Raw genomic sequence first — 14963 nt, 5'->3', positions numbered from 1 at the left:
CGCTATGACCGTCAAGGTTCGCTTTGATAAGGAAGTGAGAGACTACGCCAAAGGCGAGAAGGTTAAGGACTCTGTTCTCAGGCTCACCGAGACGGCCCTGGCTCAGGCGCTTGAGAAGTTTCACCGCAGAATGATAGTCATCGAGGGTGACACGCTGAAAAAGGCTGAATTGGCTGGAATCCTGGCCGGGGCTTCCGCGAGGGTTCTGAGCGAGGTTCTCGACGAGCTGATGAAGAAAAGGTTGAGAGATGAGAGCGAGGACAAAATAGAGGTTCTCTACGCCACAGATGCTCTCGGCGAGGACACCTTTGGGAGGAAGCGCTACGAGGCCTTCAGAAAGCACTTCGACGTTCTGGCAGGTGGAAGCGCCGAGGTGAAGGCTGTAACCTTCAAGCACACCCGCGACATCCTCGGGAGGACGTACGACCTGCTCGTTCTGGACATGAGCTATGACTACTCGCCGAACGACCTCGGGAGGATTATCGAGACCGTCCGCGGCGGCGGTCTTATCTTCATACTCGCCCACCCCTTTAAGAAGTGGAAGGACATGTGGACGGGCTTCCACAAGAGCCTCGTCACACCGCCTTACACGATAGACGACGTCAAGAAGCGCTTCAACAGGCGGCTCATAAGGAAGTTCACCGAGCACGACGGCATCTACATAATAACCGAGAACGGAAAGGTCAAGAAGAAGCCGAAGAGGAACAAGAGCCAGGCAAAGATTAAGGCCAGAAGAGGCGTGCCGATTCCGGAGGAGACCCTCTTCCCGCGCGAGCTCTACGAGATGGCCCTCACCGAGGGGCAGGTTGAAGTCCTAAGGGCCTTTGAGGAGCTGGTTGGGGAAGAGGGCATGCTCGTCCTCACCGCGGACAGGGGGCGCGGGAAGAGCGTTTCCGTTGGAATAGCGGCGATAGGCCTCGCACTGGCGCTCAAGAAGAGAACCAGGATAGTCGTGACGGCCCCAGAGCCGGAGAACGTTCAGGCCCTTTTCCGCTTCGCCAAGCGTGCCCTCCAGAAGCTCGGCTTCAAGCCGCACGTCGTCGAGGAGAGGGGTCTGATCAGGGAACTGTACGCCCGGAAGATTGGCCTGAGGTACTACCCCCCGGCGGAGGGTTACAAAAAGACCGCAGACCTCTACATCCTCGATGAGGCGGCAGGAATCCACGTGCCGATACTCCACAGGTACCTCAACAAGCCGCGCGTCGTTTATTCCTCCACGATCCACGGCTACGAGGGGGCTGGGAGGGGATTCTCCGTCAAGTTCCTTAAGAAGGCCAGGGAGAGGCGCTCCTTCAGGGAGCTCCACATGGAGGAGCCGATCCGCTACGCGGAAAACGACCCCATCGAGAAGTGGCTCTTCGACGTCCTCCTGCTCGATGCCGAGCCGGTTGAGCTCACCGATGAGGACTACGAGCTGATAAAGAACAGGGAGGTCTACTTTGAGGAGCCCGACCTCGATGACTGGTTCAAGAACGACAGGGAAGACCTGAGGAACTTCGTCGGCATCTACATACTTGCACACTACCGCAACAGGCCGAGCGACGTGGCTTTGCTCGCGGACGCGCCGCACCACAGGGCGAGGGTTCTACGGCTGAAGAACGGCAAGATAGTGACCGCCCTTCAGATAGCGGAGGAGGGCAACATTCCAAAGAAAGTTATCGAAAAGATGGCGAAGGGTTACAAGCCGCGCGGCAACATCATTCCCGACATGATGGTCAAGCACCACATGGCGAAGGAGTTCGCAAGGCTGAGGGGGTACCGGATAGTCAGAATCGCCACCCACCCGGACGCGATGGACATGGGGCTTGGAAGCAAGGCACTGGAACTCCTCGAAAAGGAGGCCAGGGAGAGGGGCCTTGACTGGATCGGTTCTGGCTTTGGAGCGAGCGAGGAGCTCGTCCGCTTCTGGGTCAGGAACGGCTTTGCCGTCGTCCACCTGAGCCCCGCCAGGAACCCGGTAAGCGGTGAGTTTACCGCCATAGTCCTCAAGCCGATAAGCGAGAGGGCAAAGAAGCTCATCCGCAGGGCCAACGACGAGTTCAGGATACGGCTCACGGAATGGCTTGCCGATACCCACCGTGATGTTGAGCCTGAGATCGTCAGGTGGCTCTTCGAGACGCCCTTCGGGGAGGCCGTTGATTATCCGATTCACCTCACGGAGGTTCAGAAAAAGCGCCTTGATGCCTTCACCGGCAAGGTTCTCACCTACGATACCGTGGTTGACGCCGTTAAGCCCATTGTTAAGCTCTACTTCCTCGACGGCTGGATGAAGCCCTACCTCGACGAGAGGCAGATAAAGCTGCTGATCTACAGGGTTCTCCAGGGGCACAGCTGGGAGGAAACGGCAAGGCTAATCGACAGAACCGAAACCTTTACGATGATAGAGGTGCGCGATATCATAAGGGGCCTCTGGTACTATTACAAGAGGATCATTTCCTAACCTTAAACTAACTTTTTATAGGATTGATACGTAGTCTCCTCGATGTATCGCTGGTGTATCCATTCCAACGGTGACTCCTATGCCGGGCGGCAACTGGGAGAAGATAATTTCGATAACGAAGGATGGCATGAGGAGCATAGGAACGATGAGGCGAAAGATAGGCAGGGGTAAGAGGATAGCACTGCTCATCGACGGTCCAAACATCCTTAGAAAGGAGTTCGGGGTCAAGCTGGAGGATATAGTTGAGGCTCTGGAGGGACTGGGTGACCTCAGGGTCTCCAAGGTGATACTGAACCAGTACGCTCCCCAGGGGCTCATAGAGGCGGTATCGAACCAGGGCTTTGAGGCCATCGTTGTCTCGGGCGAGACGGGTGTCAAGCTCGCAGTCGAGGCGATGAGGGAGATATACAATCCCAACATCGACGTGATTGCCCTGGCAACCCGGAACGCCGAGTTCCTGCCGGTGATTCTCAAGGCCAAAGAAAAGGGCAAGGAAACCATCGTAATTGGCATTGAGCCGGGTTTTTCGGCGGCGCTGAAGCATGCGGCGGACTACACCATAATCCTTGAGGGCGGTGAGGAGAGATGAAGGAGCGCTTTTTTAGGGTTCTCAGGCGCGGGGAAAAAGAGGTCAGAGAAGTTAGCACCCCGGAAAAGCCAAGGAAGAAGAGGAGCATAGGCCTCATAATAGATGGCCCGAACATCCTCAGAAAGGAGTTCGGAATAAAGCTGGAGGACATAATCGACGCCCTTGAGAGGATCGGGAAGCTCCGCGTTGCTAAGGTCGTCCTCAACCAGTACGCTCCCCAGGGACTCATAGAGGCGGTCGTTAACCAGGGGCTGGAGCCAATCATAGTGGCCGGAGACACCGACGTGAGGATTGCCATCGAGGCCATGGAGCTCATCTACAACTCCGACGTGGACGTAATAGCCCTGGCCACCAGGGACGCCGACTTCCTCCCGATAGTCAACGAGGCAAAGCGCAGGGGAAAGGAGACCATAGTCATCGGCGTGGAGCCCGGCTTCTCGGTTGCACTCCAGAACGCGGCCGACTACGTCATCAAGATGGAGGGCAAGGGTGAAGCCCATGAGTTCAAATAAACTTTTAAGCCCTCTTTCCAGCCCTATTCTGGTGGGAGAAAGTGATAGTTGAAATCGTACTCTTCGCACTCGGCCTCGTCCTGCTCATCAAGGGGAGCGACTATTTTGTTGAAGCCGCCTCGCGCGTAGCGAAGGGCTTCGGGGTGAGTGAGTTCATCATAGCGCTCGTCCTGGCCAGCATAGCCACCACCCTGCCGGAAGTTACCGTCTCGGCGATATCGTCCTACCAGGGGAAGCCCGACATAGCTCTGGGAAACGCGATTGGAAGCGCACTCGCGAATATAGCCCTGATCCTCGGTGTGTCCTCCCTGCTCCGCCCCCTGAAGGTGGAGAAGACCGCCTGGAAGAACTCCCTCTTCATGATAGCAGTCACGGCATACGCGGGTCTCCTGATGTACGACGGCAAGATAAGCCGCCTTGACGGGGCGAGCCTGATACTGATATACTTCGGCTTCCTGTACTACCTCTACCGGAAGCATATGACGCTTGAGGAGCTTCCGGAGGGCGGGCGTGGAAACCCGAAGAGGGATGCCCTCATAATGTTCGGAAGCGGAATCCTCGTCGTGACCGGTGCGAAGCTCGTGGTGGACAGCGCCGTCACGATGGCGAGGGCCTTCGGAGTCCCCGAGGTCGTCATAGGCCTCACGATGGTCTCGATTGGAACCTCCCTGCCGGAGATGGCCAACTCCCTCACGGCCACCCTTAAGCGGCTCCCAAACATAAGCGTCGGCAACATAATAGGTGCGAACATCCTCGACATCCTCATGGTCATAGGAATAGCGGCTCTCATAAATCCGATATACGTCGACTCCACAATCTACACCTTCACGCTGCCGCTGACCCTTTTGGTCATGGCCATACTGACGGCAGTCCTTCGTTTCACCGGCAGGATAGACAGGCTCACCGGTGGAATACTGCTGGCGATCTACTCCTACTTCCTCTACGCCTACCTCACCGGCGGCGTCCACCTGCCGCAGGGATGACCATTCTCTGTCTCTCCTTACTTTTTAGGACACAGTTCTGGGGCGCAAAGCTTTTTAATCCCGTCTATTACCCCCTTATGGAAACCCAAAACCCGTTCATGGAGGTGGAAAAATGAGAAAGCTTGCCACCCTGCTGCTCACCTTCCTGCTCCTCGGTGCCCTCTGGGCGGCAAAGCCCGTTAAAGCCCAGGAGCAGCTGACGGTCTACTCCTACGACAGCATAGAGTGGTGGATGAAGGAGATCGTCCCGATTTTTGAGCAGAAGTACGGCGTCAAGGTGAACCTTGTCCTCATCGGCGACGCGGGGGAGGTTCTCAACAGGCTCATCCTTGAGAAGGACAACCCCCAGGCGGACGTTGTGGTGGGCATAGACAACAGCTACCTGGCCAAGGCCATTGACGCGGGAATACTGGAGCCGTACAAGCCGGCCAATGCGGACGTTATTCCCGACTGGATAATTGAGAAGTTTGACCCGACCTTCCACCTAACCCCCTACGACTACGGCTTCATAGCGATAAACTACCGCAAGGACATGGTTCAGAACCCACCGGCAAGTCTCGAAGACCTCACCAAGCCGGAGTGGAAAGGCAAGCTGATAATCGAAGACCCGCGCACCAGCTCGCCGGGAATGGCCTTCCTCCTCTGGACGATAGCGGTCTACGGTGACGACTGGCTGAACTACTGGGAGAAGCTCAAGGAGAACGACGTCCAGATAGTCGAGGGCTGGAGCGCTGCCTGGAACGCCTTCACCAAGGGTGAATACCCGCTCGTCCTCAGCTACGCCACCTCACCAGCCGCGACCGTTTACTACGACAACAACACCAACGTCGGTGCGGTGGCGTTCAAGGAGGGCAACTACCTCCAGATAGAGGGCGCCGGGATAGTCAAGGGCGCTAAGCACCCGGAGCTGGCAAAGAAGTTCATCGAGTTCCTCATAAGCGAGGAGGCCCAGGAAAAGCTCCCGCTCAACCAGTGGATGTACCCCGTCAACAAAAACGTTCAGACCCCTGAGGTTTTCAAATACGCGGTGAAGATAGACAAGCCCGTGACCGTTGACCCCAAGGAGATCGAGAACAACTACGACCTCTGGCTCAAGCAGTGGACGGCACTCATGATAGAGGGCAAGAGCCCGGACGAGATACTCGGGAAGACGACCACGACGGCATCCGGGGAGAACAACGGAATCTGCGGGCCGGCCCTGTTGGTAGGTCTTGCCCTGGTACCGCTCCTCCTCGGGAGGAGGCGGTGAGGCTTCTTCCTCTTCTCCCCACCGCAACTTTTATAAGAGCGCCCCAAAAGCATAGGAGCGAGGGCCCGTAGCCTAGCAGGATAGGGCGCCGGCCTTCTAAGCCGGAGGTCGCGGGTTCGAATCCCGCCGGGCCCGCCACAACGAAAGACAAGGGGGCTCCGCCCCCTTATCTCTCTGTACTCTCAAACCCCCGAAGTGGGGTTCCACCCCACAAACCCCGCTTTTTCTCTAAACTACTGGGGGGGCTAACGCCCCCACCCCCCAGTAACTTTGCCTGCGCGAAGTTTGATCAAGGGTCGTGGTTCGCTCTCTAAATGCCTGTTACAGTGATTTTCACTCACTACTCCCAACTCTAAGAAGATCCCCATTTTTACATCCGATTAGAGAGTTTACCTTCTTTGCGCTCCTTCGGAGCGCTGAACAAAAGCAGACCTTCAATTAGTTGGATGGATTAGAGTCTATTCCTCCCATGGATTCCACTTACACCCAGAACCGTGTAACAAGAAAAATAAGAGGAACTAGAACTTCTGCATGACAAAAGTCTCACGGATACAGCCTGCTCGGCGTCCTCGGGAAGAGCGTGGCCCAGCGGACGTGGTCGAGCTTCAGCACCCATGCGACGAGCCTCTCTAAGCCGAGGCCGAAGCCGCTGTGGGGGACTGAACCGTACTTCCTGAGGTCAAGGTACCACTCGTAGTCCTTGGGATCCATACCCTCATCGAGAATCCTCTGCACGAGCTTGTCGTAGTCGTCCTCACGCTGTGAGCCACCTATCACCTCTCCGTATCCCTCTGGCGCCAGCATGTCTGCCGCTAGAACCTTCCTCGGATCCTCCGGGTCCTCCTTCATGTAGAATGCCTTGATGTGCTTCGGATAGCCGTAGACGAAGAACGGGCTCTCGAACTCCTGGGTGAGGATTCTCTCCTCGTCGGCGCCCATGTCCTCTCCCCACTCTATCTGAACGCCCTTGCTCTGGAGGATGTCTATGGCCTCGTCGTAGCTTATCCTCGGGAAGGGCGGAACGGTGTTCTTGAGGGTTGTGAAGTCCTTTCTGAAGGTCTCGATGTCGCTCTTCCTGAGTTCGAGGGTCCTCTGCACCATGTAGCTCACCAGCTCCTCCTCGACCTTCATGATGTCCCAGAGATCCATCCAGGCGGCCTCAAGCTCAAGGTGCCAGAACTCGGTGAGGTGCCTCCTCGTCCGGCTCTTCTCGGCTCTGAAGCTCGGCGTGAGCGACCAGACCTTTTCAAGGCCAAATATTGCCGCCTCAAGGTAGAGCTGTGCAGACTGGCTGAGGTATGCTGTCTTGTCGAAGTACTTGAGCTTGAAGAGCGTCGCGCCGCCCTCAACTGCTCCCGTGACGAGTATCGGCGGGAAGACCTCGTACCAGCCGTCCTGGAGGAGCCACTCACGGGCGGCCTGCATCATGGTTGCCTTGACCTTCATTATGCCCGCAACCTTCGGCGAGTGGAGGTGGAGGTGCCTGACGTCAAGCAGGAACTCGTCGCTGGCGTCCTTGGTTATCGGGAAGAAGTCAACGTTCTGGACGATCTGAATCCTGTCCGCCTGTATCTCAACCCCCGTGGGGGCGCGGGGGTCCGCCTTAACAGTACCCTCGACTATCACGCTGGACTCTATTCCGGCTTTCTTTGCCTCGGCGTAGGCTTCCTCGCTCAGCTCCTTCTTGAATATTACCTGGACTATTCCGCTTGAGTCACGGAGGACTATGAACACCTTTTTTCCGACTTCTCTCTTCCTGTAAACCCATCCGGCGAGTTTAACGCGCTTACCTTCCATATCGGGCCGAACGTCGGCGCAATAAACCTTATCAATCATCATTACCACCTCCAGAGGCTTTGAAGGGGGAGTTTATAACGGTAGCGATTGGAGACTAGTCAGAAAAGCGTCAATTTATCCAGAGCGGAAACGCCCCAATTCTGTGCTTGACAACTATCATCAACGGCATGGGTGTAGGTTTGAAAACCCTAATTTAAATCCTTTGTTACATTGGTTGTCATCTCATCATACGTTGGGAGGTTTTGGTCAAAATATGACAACATACCGTGTTGGGCAACATCGAAGGTGTTGGGGGTGGTCCAATTCTTGGCATGGATTTTATCCAAACTGGAGAAATCTTCGATTATGGAATATTTATCGGCATAATAATTACATTTTGATAAGTTGAAAAGGGCTATTAGTTCACAAATAGTAACACTTATATAGTATTGCGCCCAATTTATTTTGGCGAGGACTGTAGAATCTTTAATTATTGTGGGGTTGTGGTGGGGGGATGTTCAAATGTTTATTGATCCCTTTGTAATACGTTCCATCAATCGCAGCGAGTTAAGGAAGAGGATACTCTTCTATCTCGATGAAATATATCCCACCCCCACCTACCTCTCTGAAATTGCGAGGGTGGTTAAATCAGACCCCTCAAATGTGAAGGGTGCTCTTATAGGCCTTGGTAACCGGTACAACGGCCACAGCTCCCTCGTGAGTCTCGGCCTTGTCGAGGTCGTTACTGAAAAGGGCTTCAAGTACTACCGGCTCACAGAATACGGGAAACAGGTCGTCAAGCTCCTGAAGTCCTACCACTCCTACTATTCAAGGTACACATGAGGTGACTGGGATGAACGCACTGATCGAAGTCATCGACAAGAACCTTGAAGCCATGATGGACATCTCCCTTGCACACCTTTTCAAGCTCGGGCTGAAGCACGATATCTTCCGCAGGCTCGCGAACGGAGCGACTCGCGAAGAGCTGTTGGCCGCGATTTCGGTTTCCAACAAGGAGTACCTCGGCAAGCTAATCGACACGTACATCGCCCTTGGCATTGTCGATGAGTCCGAGGGCATTCTGAGAGTCCCTGGCTTTTCGTACGAGTTCAACCTAAGCGCCGACGACGCCGGAAGGCTGCTCTCTGACTGGATCCAGATACTCGAGGAGATATACAAGATGGCGGACTACGCCTTCATATCTGCGGAGCACCCGAAGATACTCATGGACTTTGACAAGGGTGCCGACTTCTGGGACATGCGCCTGCTGATGGATCTCAACAGGACGTACCGGCAGCTCCTAGTGGAGGTTCTTGGTCTTGAAGACGGGGCGAGGGTTCTTGACCTCGGCTGTGGCTCTGTTTCCCCAGTGGAGCTGGGAGAGGCAGTGGGGCCCAACGGGAAGTACGTTGGAGTGGATTTTTCCCCCGGGCTTCTGAGCATTGCACAGACCCGTGTCAGAAACGCCCGTATGGACTGGGTGCTCCTGAGGGAGATGGACATAAGAAAATTCGTGGTCAAGAATACCTACGACGCCGTTGTGATGAGCTTCGTCCTTGAGTACCTGGAAAACCCGGGTGCGGCGGTTAAAAGGGCCATTGGTACCTTAAGCCCTGGAGGGAAGCTCGCTATAGTTGAACCGTTCCGGGACAACTACCCATTGATAGCGGCCATGGAGTTCTTTGAGAGCCTCACGAGAGAATTTGTTCGCTTCCCGAGCTCAACCGAGGTTATTCACGCTGTTGAGGAGAGCCCCTACGACGTGAAGGTTGACCCCCTGGGAAAATCTGTCCTGCTGGTTACGCGCCTGATGTAACGTTCTGTCTTCACACCCTCCAAGAGTATGTTGTAGAATATCCCAATCTGCAGTTATTTCTTGGAGTAGTATCAACCTACATATGTAGGTACACCAGTTTCTACATAATTACCAACAAAAAATCGATTTATATCCAAAGGACACTAAGATATATTGCAAAATCCCTAACGGAGGTGCCAGGAGATGAGGTTGCTGAAGAAGAAGAGGGGTGCCGTCGGCATCGGTACCCTGATAGTGTTCATAGCCATGGTTCTAGTGGCCGCAGTGGCTGCCGCGGTTCTCATCAACACCAGCGGCTACCTCCAGCAGAGGGCGGAGGCCACGGGCAGGCAGACCACCCAGGAGGTTTCAACGGGCATAAAGATTGACGCGGTAACCGGCTACGCTCCGAGCGCAAACAACATGACCCTGATGACAATACAGGTCTCCCTTAACGCCGGAAGCACTCCGATTGACCTCAACCAGACCAAGATCTACCTCGACAACGGCCAGAAGCAGGTCGTTCTCTCCTACGGAAACGCCAAGGCCACCATAAGCGGGGACATGTTTGACACAACCTCTGCCGCTTGGAACAGCACCCTGGTTGATGGAACCCACTTCGGAATCCTCATCGTCCAGGATGCCGACAGCTCCCTCAGCGGAAACATCCCGACCCTCACCACCGGGGACATTGCCCTTCTGACCGTCAATCTCACCGCTGTCTTTGGCGGTGTTGAGCCGAGGACCCCGATAACCATCAGGGTCGTTCCGGAGTTCGGTGCTCCGGGCTACACCAAAGTCATCACCCCGACCGCCTACGGTCTCAGCACCACCGACAAGATTGTCGACCTCAAGTGAAGCCCCTGCCACCTTTCCTTTTTCCACTAATCTCCTCGCGGGTGGTTGGAATGTCGTTTTCGTACCTGAAAAACAAGTTCAAGAAGAAAAAGGAGGGGGAGGCCAAGCCTGAGGACAACAGGGAGATAATCAAGCTCGATGAGCTGGAGCAGGAGGCCGCAGAGGAGACCCCCCAGAGGACGAAGGAAGAGGAGGAGCTTCTGACCCAGGTGATGACCAGGGTAAACGAGATCGAGAACGACATCCCGCGGATAAAGGTGAGCATTGACACCCTCAAGACCCAGATTAACGAGCTCCGCGAGGAGATAGACCGTCTGGATAAGGTGATAAAGGATGTTATGGTCCTCTACGAGATAGTCTCGCAGCAGATCAACCCGTTTAAGGATGTTGATTCCTCTAATCCGTTACTCAGCGAGATTCAGGAGCTGAGTGAGGAGATTGAGAGGTTGAAGGCTGAGATTGCTCAAATAAAGTCCGACCTGAGACTCCTTGTAATCGATGGGATGGATCTCGATGACCTGATATACGAGGCCATGTCGGAGGGAGGGGCATGATTACCGAAACCGAGATTGATGAGAGGCTTAAACGCCTCAGGGGAAAGGTTCCGAACTTTCTGATCGACGACCTCAAAGACCGGCTCATGAAGAAGAGGGACATACTGACCCCAGAGCAGGTTGACAGGATAGTTGACAGGGTACTCCGCACCTATGCGGGCCAGATCGAGAAGCTCTCCAAGCTCGACAGCCGTGTGGATGAGATAGGCAGGTACCTTGAGGAGATACGCAATCACCTGATGAACCTTTCCCAGGCCGCTCAGGCTAACCAGTCCATGTGGGGTGAGGCACAGAACCGACCAGTGGGAGGGGCCCAGGCTGTGGAGTTCGGTGAAATCATGGGGGCCGGGAGTGCCGGCGGTTTCAGTGAGGGGTCCCTCGCCAGTGAATCATCTTCGGTTGAAGAGACACAATCCCCCGAGCCTCCTTCCCAAAACCCGACGGAGGTAGAGCCTATGGAGAAGGAGTTTGAGCTTACCAAGGGATTTGAAATACCGTCCGAGCTTAAGGACGTCCTCGTCGGTCCACCGCGCACCAAGGCGAGGCTAGAACACATCCCCAACGACATGGTCTCAACAATGATGGCACTGAAGTGGCTGGGCTTCCTCATCGACAGGGTTGGGATGCAGAATCTCGAAGAGGTGCTTGAGTTCTACTACCAGATCGGCTGGATCTCGGAGGACGTGCTGAACACTCTGCTCAGATACGCGGAGGGCATAAGGCCCCATCACAGGGAGCCGGACTGGAGGCCGGACGAGAAGCTCACGATACAGGATCACCTGGTTTCGCTGCTCTTCATCGAGAGGCTCAGGGGTGTCAGGATAACCCGGGAGGTGCTGGATGCAATAGAGAGGGAGATGAGGGTAATCGGAAGGGTGCTGGAAGACGTGTACGGCGTTTAGGGGATCTCCATGGGGGTCAGTGTACCAGCGGCCTTTGCAGTACTGCTCATAGCGATGCTGGTTTCCTTTGGAATGCTCTACGTCTCCAGCGAGAACGCATACTCGATGGTTCATGAGGCGACCGAGGACTACAACCAGATGGTGCTCAGGACAAAGACCTCCGAGCTCGAACTCACGGGGTACAACTACACGGTTGGAGTGGGGTTCTACGACATCACCTTCAACATCACAAACCAGGGGAGCACCCTGTCGCCGGCAAGGTGGACGTACATCTTCGATGGCGTCGTAACAACGACCTCCGTTGTGGCTCCCAGCAGGGAATATCTCCTTCCCGGGGAGTGGACGACCGTAACGGTTCAGAACCTTCAGGTCGACCCCACGATAACGTATTCCCTCGTGGTGAGCACGGAGGTGGGATGCGGCCTGAAGATAAAATGGAAGTGGGTCGGAAATACGACCAACGGATCCCCGCAGGTGGTTAGCAGTGCCTGGTACTGCCCTGTGGAGGGGTAATGATGGCGAGTTCAGTGGTCTCGGAGCTTGTGCTGTTCATCGTGTCACTGCTTGTAGCGGGCATGGTAGCCGGGGGTCTGTACGTGGTTACTCAGGATATTTCGAGCGGGATTCTCGTGAAGGGTCAGGACGTGGCGACCAGCCTGCGAACTAATTTTGAAATAATTAACGACCCCGAGAACATACCCGTTTCTGGTTCCTCGTACATCTTCTACGTCCGCAACGTCGGTAAGGACTCCTTCCCTTTTGACCCTAACTCCGTCATCGTGATGATCGATGGTGCGATAATTCCTCCAGCTAACCTGACTTTTGATCCAACCGGGGTGCTCGCACCCTACGATGTCGGTAAAATCTACGTCCCGACCGCGTTCATCTCATCACCCGGTTATCACAAGATCACCGTCGTCATAGAGACCGGAAAAAGAAAATCCCTGGTGTTCGAGGTGGGGTGATGACCATGGGGAGCCTCCTTAAAATCCAGATACCCAACGATGAGCTCCACAGGCGCCTTGGCGGGGGAATCCCCGCGGGGAGTATAGTACTGATAGAGGGGGACAGGGGGACGGGTAAGTCCATATTCTCCCAGAGGCTCCTCTACGGCCTTTTGAAGAACGACCACACTGCGACCTACGTCTCCAGCCAGTACACCACCCCGGAATTCATAAACCAGATGGAGTCCCTCGGTTACAGCATAATCCAGGACCTGATAAAAAGACGTCTCACCTTCGTCTCCCTCTACCCCCTTCTTGTTGGCGTCTCCGACAGGAGAAAGTTTCTCTCAAGGTTCGTGGGCGAGCCAAGGCTGTGGAAGAGCGATGTCATGATAATCGACTCACTCTCGGCACTCCTCCCGCAGGAGCTGGACACGGATGAGATACGGGCGTTCTCGCTCCACCTCAAGAGGCTGAGCTCCCTTGGGAAGGTCATAATAATGACCGTAAACCCCGCCGACATAGACCCGGAGTTCCTGAAAATCCTGGAGGAGGCGTCGAGCCTTCTCATAAGGCTCAGCGTGAAGGTCTTTGGAGGAGACCTGAAGAACTCGGCCACCATAGTGAAGTACAACAACGCGATGGGGATCTTCCAGAAGATAATACCCTTCAGGGTTGAGCCTAGGGTTGGGTTCATAGTTGAGATCGCCGCGGTGGTGTGACATGCCCGTCGGGAAGAACATCAGTGACAGCATCGAGGCTGCAATGGCGCGGAATCCCCACCTGAGGGCTTACATAGACAGGTTCGTCAAAAAGACCGGCAAGTTCCCCGAGTTCTATCCCCAGCTCAGCAGGGACATGAAGGACATAAAGTACCCAAACATAATCTACCCCGTTGGAGACCCTATATTCATCCACATCTACGGCGACATAAATACCGAAAAGAGATACATCGTCGTTGAGCCAAGAATAACCAGCCCGGAGGAGGAGAGGAAGTACGACATCCTTAAGGACAAGATACTGGAGCTTGCGCCGGAGAAGAGAATCCCCGAGGACAGCGAAGAGTTCGAGCGCTTTCTGGATGACCTCATGGACGAGGCACTCGGTAAGATTGGCGGGGGACTGTTCAGCCGTAGGAGGGTCTCGTTCACAGCGGAGGAGGTCGCAAAGTTCCGCTACCTCCTGAAGAGGGACATCGTTGGCATTGGTCCCCTCGAACCGCTCATGCGCGATCCTTACATCGAGGATATCCACATAATAGGCGCCAACTACGTCTCGCTCATCCACAAGATCTTCGATGCGATGGAGACCAACATAACCTTCGGTGACAACCTCCGCCTGGCCGACTACTTCAAGAACCTCAGCGAAAGGATGGGAAGGCCCGTCAGCGATAAGAACCCTATTGTTGACGGAACCCTGCCTGACGGTTCGCGTATCAACATAATCTACTCTCCGGACGTCAGCATCCAGGGCCCGAGCGCTACGATCCGTAAGTTTTCGGCGACACCGCTCAGCGTCGTCCAGCTCGTCAAGTGGAACACCTTCTCGGCCGAGGTCGCTGCATACCTCTGGCTGGCCCTCGAATACGGCATGAGCATCTTCGTCTGCGGTGAGACCGCGAGTGGAAAAACGACGACGCTTAACTCGATTATTCCGTTCATCAAACCGGACGCCAAGATATACACCGCAGAGGACACACCGGAGGTTGTGGTGCCCCACAAGAACTGGCAGAGGCTCACGACCCGTGAGAGGGGCCCGGAGGAGAGCAGGGTCACGCTGTTTGACCTGCTCAAAGCGGCCCTGCGTTCAAGGCCGAACTACATCGTCGTCGGTGAGATCCGTGGAGCGGAGGGTGCCATAGCCTTCCAGGCGATGCAGACGGGACACCCGGTCATGGCAACGTTTCACGCCGGCGATATAAGGAAGATGATACAGCGCTTCACGGGTTCTCCAATAAACATCCCAGTCACTTTTATCGACAACCTCAACATAGCACTCTTCCAGCAGGCCGTTTACGTCCGCGGCAGGTTCCTGAGAAGGGTTCTCAGCGTTGTCGAGATAGAGGGCTACTACGAGGAGCTCGGCGGCGTCGCGACGAGGAACGTTTTTGAGTGGGACTCGGTGACTGACAGGCACATCTTCCGTGGGATGAACAACTCGTACATCCTGGAGAGGAAGATAGCCGAGGTCGCCGGCTACGAAGACCCCAAGGAGATATACAACGAGCTCTTCCTTAGGGCGCGGATAATCAAGAGGATGGCGGAGCTTGGGATAACCGACTACCACGCCGTGCACCGCGAAATCAAGGCGTTCTACGAAAAGGGAATCGAGGGATTGAGCTTCAGGCTGTGAGGTGGTGAA

Annotated in this window: 15 protein-coding genes and 1 tRNA gene; 15 read left to right on the top strand and 1 reads right to left on the bottom strand. The window is 55.2% G+C overall.

The features are described from left to right. The first annotated feature begins 4 nt into the window (after positions 1-4). The 6 genes from F7C11_RS11070 to F7C11_RS11045 all read left to right on the top strand — a co-directional run bounded on the left by F7C11_RS11070 (position 5) and on the right by F7C11_RS11045 (position 5911). A complete protein-coding gene (locus F7C11_RS11070) occupies positions 5-2440 on the top strand; it encodes a tRNA(Met) cytidine acetyltransferase TmcA (RefSeq protein WP_297093393.1) in 2436 nt (811 codons plus the stop codon). A 79-nt stretch (positions 2441-2519) separates the two neighbouring features. After that, a complete protein-coding gene (locus F7C11_RS11065; RefSeq protein WP_297093534.1) occupies positions 2520-3029 on the top strand; it encodes a TIGR00288 family NYN domain-containing protein in 510 nt (169 codons plus the stop codon). Next, positions 3026-3541 (top strand): TIGR00288 family NYN domain-containing protein, encoded by a 516-nt coding sequence (locus F7C11_RS11060; RefSeq protein WP_297093391.1) that lies wholly within the window; start codon positions 3026-3028, stop codon positions 3539-3541. Before F7C11_RS11065 ends, F7C11_RS11060 begins: the two co-directional genes overlap by 4 nt. A gap of 41 nt (positions 3542-3582) precedes the next feature. Beyond that, positions 3583-4524: a calcium/sodium antiporter gene (locus F7C11_RS11055; protein ID WP_297093389.1), complete on the top strand. Its 942-nt coding sequence runs from the start codon at positions 3583-3585 to the stop codon at positions 4522-4524. 112 nt (positions 4525-4636) lie between these two features. Next, positions 4637-5773 carry a thiamine ABC transporter substrate-binding protein gene (locus F7C11_RS11050; protein ID WP_297093387.1) on the top strand — a complete coding sequence of 379 codons (1137 nt, stop codon included), beginning with the start codon at positions 4637-4639 and terminating at the stop codon, positions 5771-5773. A gap of 61 nt (positions 5774-5834) precedes the next feature. Next, positions 5835-5911 (top strand) — tRNA-Arg (locus tag F7C11_RS11045). A gap of 405 nt (positions 5912-6316) precedes the next feature. Here the strand turns inward: F7C11_RS11045 and asnS are convergent. Beyond that, positions 6317-7609, bottom strand: coding sequence for an asparagine--tRNA ligase (gene asnS, locus F7C11_RS11040; protein ID WP_297093532.1), 1293 nt, complete (start codon positions 7607-7609; stop codon positions 6317-6319). A 462-nt stretch (positions 7610-8071) separates the two neighbouring features. Here asnS and F7C11_RS11035 point away from each other — a divergent pair, with 462 nt between their 5' ends. From F7C11_RS11035 to F7C11_RS10995, 9 genes are all read left to right on the top strand, one after another. Then, positions 8072-8392, top strand: a complete 321-nt coding sequence (locus F7C11_RS11035; protein ID WP_088180656.1) for a helix-turn-helix domain-containing protein — start codon at positions 8072-8074, stop codon at positions 8390-8392. Between the two features lie 10 nt (positions 8393-8402). After that, a complete protein-coding gene (locus F7C11_RS11030) occupies positions 8403-9365 on the top strand; it encodes a class I SAM-dependent methyltransferase (RefSeq protein WP_297093381.1) in 963 nt (320 codons plus the stop codon). A 183-nt stretch (positions 9366-9548) separates the two neighbouring features. Continuing rightward, complete coding sequence (locus F7C11_RS11025; RefSeq protein WP_297093379.1) at positions 9549-10202, top strand: flagellin; 654 nt, start codon at positions 9549-9551, stop codon at positions 10200-10202. Positions 10203-10252: 50 nt separating this feature from the next. Beyond that, positions 10253-10756 (top strand): flagella accessory protein C, encoded by a 504-nt coding sequence (locus F7C11_RS11020; protein ID WP_297093377.1) that lies wholly within the window; start codon positions 10253-10255, stop codon positions 10754-10756. Then, positions 10753-11658: a FlaD/FlaE family flagellar protein gene (locus tag F7C11_RS11015; RefSeq protein WP_297093375.1), complete on the top strand. Its 906-nt coding sequence runs from the start codon at positions 10753-10755 to the stop codon at positions 11656-11658. Before F7C11_RS11020 ends, F7C11_RS11015 begins: the two co-directional genes overlap by 4 nt. A gap of 9 nt (positions 11659-11667) precedes the next feature. After that, positions 11668-12171 carry a hypothetical protein gene (locus F7C11_RS11010; protein ID WP_297093373.1) on the top strand — a complete coding sequence of 168 codons (504 nt, stop codon included), beginning with the start codon at positions 11668-11670 and terminating at the stop codon, positions 12169-12171. Positions 12172-12173: 2 nt separating this feature from the next. Beyond that, a complete protein-coding gene (locus tag F7C11_RS11005; RefSeq protein ID WP_297093371.1) occupies positions 12174-12623 on the top strand; it encodes a flagellar protein G in 450 nt (149 codons plus the stop codon). A 5-nt stretch (positions 12624-12628) separates the two neighbouring features. Continuing rightward, positions 12629-13324 (top strand): ATPase domain-containing protein, encoded by a 696-nt coding sequence (locus tag F7C11_RS11000; RefSeq protein WP_297093530.1) that lies wholly within the window; start codon positions 12629-12631, stop codon positions 13322-13324. A 1-nt stretch (position 13325) separates the two neighbouring features. Beyond that, positions 13326-14954 carry a type II/IV secretion system ATPase subunit gene (locus tag F7C11_RS10995; protein ID WP_297093369.1) on the top strand — a complete coding sequence of 543 codons (1629 nt, stop codon included), beginning with the start codon at positions 13326-13328 and terminating at the stop codon, positions 14952-14954. Positions 14955-14963: the final 9 nt, after the last annotated feature.

This window comes from Thermococcus sp. (genome assembly GCF_015521605.1).
Classification (GTDB): Archaea; Methanobacteriota_B; Thermococci; order Thermococcales; family Thermococcaceae; genus Thermococcus.
The sequence above is the reverse complement of the archived record's forward strand: the minus strand, read 5'-3'. Positions and strand labels throughout refer to the sequence as shown.